The sequence below is a fragment of the Cyanothece sp. BG0011 genome (assembly GCF_003013815.1).
In the GTDB taxonomy this organism is placed as follows: Bacteria; Cyanobacteriota; Cyanobacteriia; order Cyanobacteriales; family Microcystaceae; genus Crocosphaera.
Genome location: NZ_PRLH01000126.1, coordinates 1 through 4,907, shown reverse-complemented (window position 1 = coordinate 4,907; position 4,907 = coordinate 1). Strand labels below are relative to the sequence as shown.

Annotated in this window: 5 protein-coding genes; 4 read left to right on the top strand and 1 reads right to left on the bottom strand. The window is 35.0% G+C overall.

Annotation, left to right across the window (positions count from 1 at the left end):
* Nucleotides 1–580, top strand: a 580-nt coding sequence (locus tag C4E06_RS15960; RefSeq protein ID WP_198648735.1) for a sensor histidine kinase, incomplete at its 5' end; no start/stop codon positions are given.
* A 217-nt stretch (nt 581–797) separates the two neighbouring features.
* Here C4E06_RS15960 and C4E06_RS15955 read toward each other — a convergent pair.
* Nucleotides 798–1,814 (bottom strand): IS4 family transposase, encoded by a 1,017-nt coding sequence (locus C4E06_RS15955; protein WP_107667551.1) that lies wholly within the window; start codon nt 1,812–1,814, stop codon nt 798–800.
* 89 nt (nt 1,815–1,903) lie between these two features.
* On the opposite strand from C4E06_RS15955, the gene C4E06_RS15950 reads away from it, so the two are divergent.
* The 3 genes from C4E06_RS15950 (at nt 1,904) to C4E06_RS15940 (ending at nt 4,419) form a co-directional block, all read left to right on the top strand.
* Nucleotides 1,904–2,635 (top strand): transposase, encoded by a 732-nt coding sequence (locus C4E06_RS15950; protein WP_107668965.1) that lies wholly within the window; start codon nt 1,904–1,906, stop codon nt 2,633–2,635.
* A 330-nt stretch (nt 2,636–2,965) separates the two neighbouring features.
* Nucleotides 2,966–3,919 carry a tyrosine-type recombinase/integrase gene (locus C4E06_RS15945; RefSeq protein ID WP_107668964.1) on the top strand — a complete coding sequence of 318 codons (954 nt, stop codon included), beginning with the start codon at nt 2,966–2,968 and terminating at the stop codon, nt 3,917–3,919.
* An 8-nt stretch (nt 3,920–3,927) separates the two neighbouring features.
* Nucleotides 3,928–4,419, top strand: a complete 492-nt coding sequence (locus C4E06_RS15940; RefSeq protein WP_107668963.1) for a hypothetical protein — start codon at nt 3,928–3,930, stop codon at nt 4,417–4,419.
* The last annotated feature ends 488 nt before the right edge of the window (nt 4,420–4,907 follow it).

Genomic DNA, 4,907 nt, shown 5'->3' with positions numbered 1-4,907 from the left:
AAATCTTGTTGATATTAATGAGCAAAGTAAAAGAGCCACAAAAATTACTCAGTCTCTTCTCCGACAAGCTAATCCCCATGTTCAACAGCTAACTTTAACCAATATTAATGATTTAGTTCAAGCTAATCTTGATATTGTTTCTTACAGTAAACAAGTAGAAAAAAAAGAATTTTCGCTTAATATTGAGACTGAATATGATTTAAGAATTGGTGAACAATTTATTATGGCAGGAGACTTAAATCAAATTATTGTTAACCTTCTCAATAATGCTTGTGATGCTGTTTTTGAGAAAAAAGAGCGAGTTGGTAGTCAGTTTGAACCCACCATTTTTGTAACCACTAATCTCTTAGAGAATCACTGGATAGAAATAACGATAATCGACAACGGAGATGGGATTGCTCCTGAAATTGCTGAACATATTTTTGAGCCTTTCAATACCTCAAAAGAACCCGGAAAAGGAACCGGTTTAGGTCTTTACCTTATCTATGATTTGGCCAAACAGAATCAATGGAAAGTTAATTGGAGTAGAGAAGACGAAAAAACACAATTTGTGCTTAAATTTCCAATTAATTTGTCCTAGAATTTAGGTTAGAATTGTCAGTCTGTTGTAAATCAACGGCAAAAAGCAAACTAGCTTGATATTTATTATCAAGTCGATAGTTTAGTGTTTTTTCCACCTTTGGGAAGCCCTAAACTGTTAAAGTACGGATTAATCGGAGTAACTTTTGTTCAGAAATGTTGAATGTCTTTAGAAAACTTTACATATCAAATTAGACTAACCCTATGGTGCTTAAATTTCACCTTAACCAAATCAGTTTTCTGAACCAATGTACATAGCTAATTTCCTGACACATATAAGCTTGAAGATAACGGAGTTTATCTAATATCGTTTTTCCAAATTCTAATGGTATTTCTATTAACTGTAGAATTAAATAAGCAATTAAGCAACTATAGATTTGGATTCTAATTCCATTCTCATTCTTCGTCATTAGTCTGTCTAATTTTAAGTGCATCTTTAAAAATTTCCAAAGTAATTCTATCTGCCATCTTTGTACATAAATCTCTGCTATTTCCTCATTGCTTACTCCTTCTTCTCCATCAAAGGGTAAATTAGTTGCTAATCTAAATTCAGTCCTGTCTTCTAAGTCACAAAATGCGACTACTCTAATTTCTACTTCTCTTTCATCTTTTCCTACTTTAGAATTACCATCATCTAGCCTTTCTAAAGTAACATTATTTTTAATTCTCAAGACAAATGCTTTGTTTTGTTGTTCTTTCAACTCCCTGATTCTTTCACAAGAAGCGAACCCTCTATCCATTATGCCTACTCCATTTTCTGGAATTGCATTTACTGTTTGATGTCCATATTTATAGTCATGTCCTTGCCCAAAATGAATAACTATTCCTCCTGTTTCTGATGTCCAGTTGTCTAATCCACAAAATAGTTTAACTTGATGATATCCTTGACTGCATAAAAGTTTACTTGTTAGACTAAGTATAGTAGAATCAATAGGAAAATAAGAACGAGCTTTTCTTTCTCCTTTTCGTTGACGAAGCTTTCTTTTTAATTGATTAATGATGTCAAGAAAAACTTGAGTGTCTCTTTTCTTGCTTGCCTTAGAAAAATTAGATATTTTTAGGTCTATTCCTTGAGTATTTAATCTTTTAAATAAATCCTGCATACTCACAACACTTTTATCCATTACATACTCCAACCAGCAGGAGACAAATGAAAATGTACTGAGAACCGGATAATCATTTCTAGGTAAAGGTTTTAAGATAGTTTTAATGACTTTAGGAAAACTTTGTAAAATCAAATTATTTATTTTGCTTTTCTATGTTTTTTCTTATTCTAGCATTTTAAACGGATTTTCTCCAGGCTTTTTTCTAACATTCAACATTTCTGGCTCTTGCCATTGATCATGGGGTTGACAATTGGCTTAGTTCTGTAACAACCAAAGGTAAATCTTTTATTGTCAATGGTAGAAGAATTAAGTCAATTAATCAGAGATATAATCGCTTTGTCGCTAAGTATAAACAGGGAAAATCCCAAGATTACTGGGATGATAAATTAGAGCAGGTCACTCACAGGCGTAACTGTCAAATGAGAGACGCTATTAATAAAGCAGCAAGGTTTGTCATTAATTACTGCTTAAAACATCAAATTGGTAACATTGTTTTTGGTTGGAATGATAGACAAAAAGAGTCAATTAATATAGGAAAAACTAATAATCAAAACTTTGTACAAATTCCAACGGCAAGACTTAAAAATCGTATTCAACAATTAGCTGAATCAGTAGGAATTATCTTTACTGAAATTGATGAAGCGTATAGCTCAAAAGCCAGTTTCCTTGATGATGATTTAGTCCCGAATTATGGTGAAAAACCCAAAGGGTATAAGTTTTCAGGGAAACGATTTAAGCGTGGATTATATAAAACAGCTAAAGGCTGGTTAGTAAACGCTGATATTCAGGCAGCAGCAAATCTGTTAAAAAAGGTAGCCACACAGCTAGGAATAAACCTAGCCAGGGTGGTTAAGGAATGTTTGACTGTTCCTAAACGCTATGAGCTTGATGGACTATCTCGATCATATCGTAAGCAAGCGGAAATGTGGCTTCAGCCCATTGAAGCTTAACCGCTTAGAATCCAGGCGTTTTTAAACCCTGGAGAAGTCAAGTTTGGTTTTGTATCTTTAACAGGGTGTTACTCGGATTAATCGTCACTATTCTCGGAGGTGCAGCGAAGATGTTGGAGTGGATTGGGTGGATTACGAATTAACCACCACTTCTCGTTGTCATGTTTCATCAACTAACGCAGTAAATTAGAATTGATCTCAGAAAACTTAGGTAAAACTGTAAAGTAATTTAGCTAACCCCAAAATTATCTATCTATTTGATAGATCTGTTTAGATATGATAAAATAAAGCATACTGGTAACGAAAATAAAGTTTTTCGATAACAAAATCGTGGCGAAATTAACCCGTTTCAACTCAGAGTCATCCCCCATCGCCAGAGCGATCGCCCTCTGGTTAGAGGACAAGTCATCGGCCATGACCCGTCGGGAATATGAGAAAGATTTACGCTATTTTTTTAAGGTGATGTCCGGGAAAGAAGTTGATGAAGAATTAGTCAGTGCCTTTTTAAAGGTATCTCAGTCCCAAGCCAACGCAGCGTTGATGGCCTACAAGGCAACTTTGAAAAGACGGGAGTTAGCCCCAACGACCATTAACCGCAAAATCAGTGCGGTGAAATCCTTTGTTAGTACGGCGAATCGGTTAGGATTATGCCAATATTCCTTAAAAGATGCGGTTAGCAGTGAGAAACTTAAACCTTATCGGGATACGTCAGGAATTCCGTTAGCAGAGTTTAAGAAAGTCTTGAATTTGTGTGATCTGACGACGTTAAAGGGGAAACGGGACCGAGCGTTGTTGATGTTGTTTTGGTCTAATGCCTTACGACGGAATGAAGTTAGTTTATTGGATATTGGAGATTTTGTCCCATCAAGGCGCATTCTCTGGGTGAAGGGGAAAGGGCGCAGCGAGAAGGAGTCAGTGGATTTGTCACCGAAAACCATTAAGGCCATTTGTGACTGGTTGGCAGATAGGGGGAGTGCCGGGATTAAGTCATCGTCACCTCTGTTCATATCTTTAGATTCTCGTTCGAGGGGCAGTCGTCTCAGTGGAGATGGCCTTTATAAAATCATTCGTTGTTATTGCAAGGATGCTGGTATTGATAAGTTGATGAGTCCCCATAGGATTCGGCATTCGTCGATTACAACAGCCCTGGATAAGAGTGATGGGGATGTTCGTAAGGTTCAAAAGTTGTCACGGCATAAAAATCTGAATACATTGATGATTTATGATGATAACAGAAATCATGACCAGTTAGAATTGAGTGAATTATTGGAGGAAGATTTATAGTTATTTTTATGAAATATATACAAATCAAAAAATATAAAACTTATGATTATAAAGGTTATACTATTGCTATTTGGAAAACAGCTAACAAATCATTTATCATGGACAGCTATTATAGTTGTCATCTAACCAACAGTAAATATTTAAGTGAAGAAGGTAAGAAAATTGCTCTTTACTTTAAGTACATATATTTTTGGGATATTCTGTCTCCAGATGGTTATTCTTTTTATGGGTTCTTAGACGAACTACCACCTGTTTTTTGCGTAGTTGATTCGTATCGACCAACTGAGGAAGAATGTCTATCTTTAGCTAAAAAATCTATTGATCGTGTAATAGATAAGATTGAATTTGAAAAATTAGAAATTAAATTGCCTACACATTTTTACGATCCCTTGTCTCGAAAAGTTATATCGATGGATGCTGGTTTAGATAAACGATATGATCCAGAAACCTCACAGGTTATTTTCAATTATTGTGGGAGAGAAATTTCAATTTCAGTTTAGTTAAATCTCCCCTGAAGACGATCCTCAGTCCATTCCACAAATAATAATTTAACTCAGTTCAGATTATTCTCTTCTCTAATTTCTTGATCTAAGGCCAAAAGAATCGTCTCATAAATTTTTTGGCTCTCATGTGCCGATACCTCTGAAGCTTCAGCTATTCCTTTTAAAACCAAATACTTCAAGTAATGAATTTGCTCTGATGTTAAACTGACATCTTGCACCAGTACATAAAAACCAAATAATAAACTAGAGAGAATCAATTCTCAATCAGTTACAGTCAAAAATAAATACTATTGCCCATTCCCTATTCCCTATTCCCTCTCTAAACTAGCCAATTTAATCGAAGGTACAAGATATGAGTTAAATCGATTTTCATGTTTTTTTTCTAGATATTTCTGAATAAAAGGTGTTTACCCCCTCACTATTTGCTCTACAATTAATCTTCTAAAAATATTAGTGTCAGCATTAACAATGCCTACCTTGTCACA

Bases quoted from the DNA above. Each gene is read 5' to 3' on its own strand.
- C4E06_RS15940 (WP_107668963.1), top strand. From the start codon at position 3,928: ATGAAATATATACAAATCAAAAAATATAAAACTTATGATTATAAAGGT.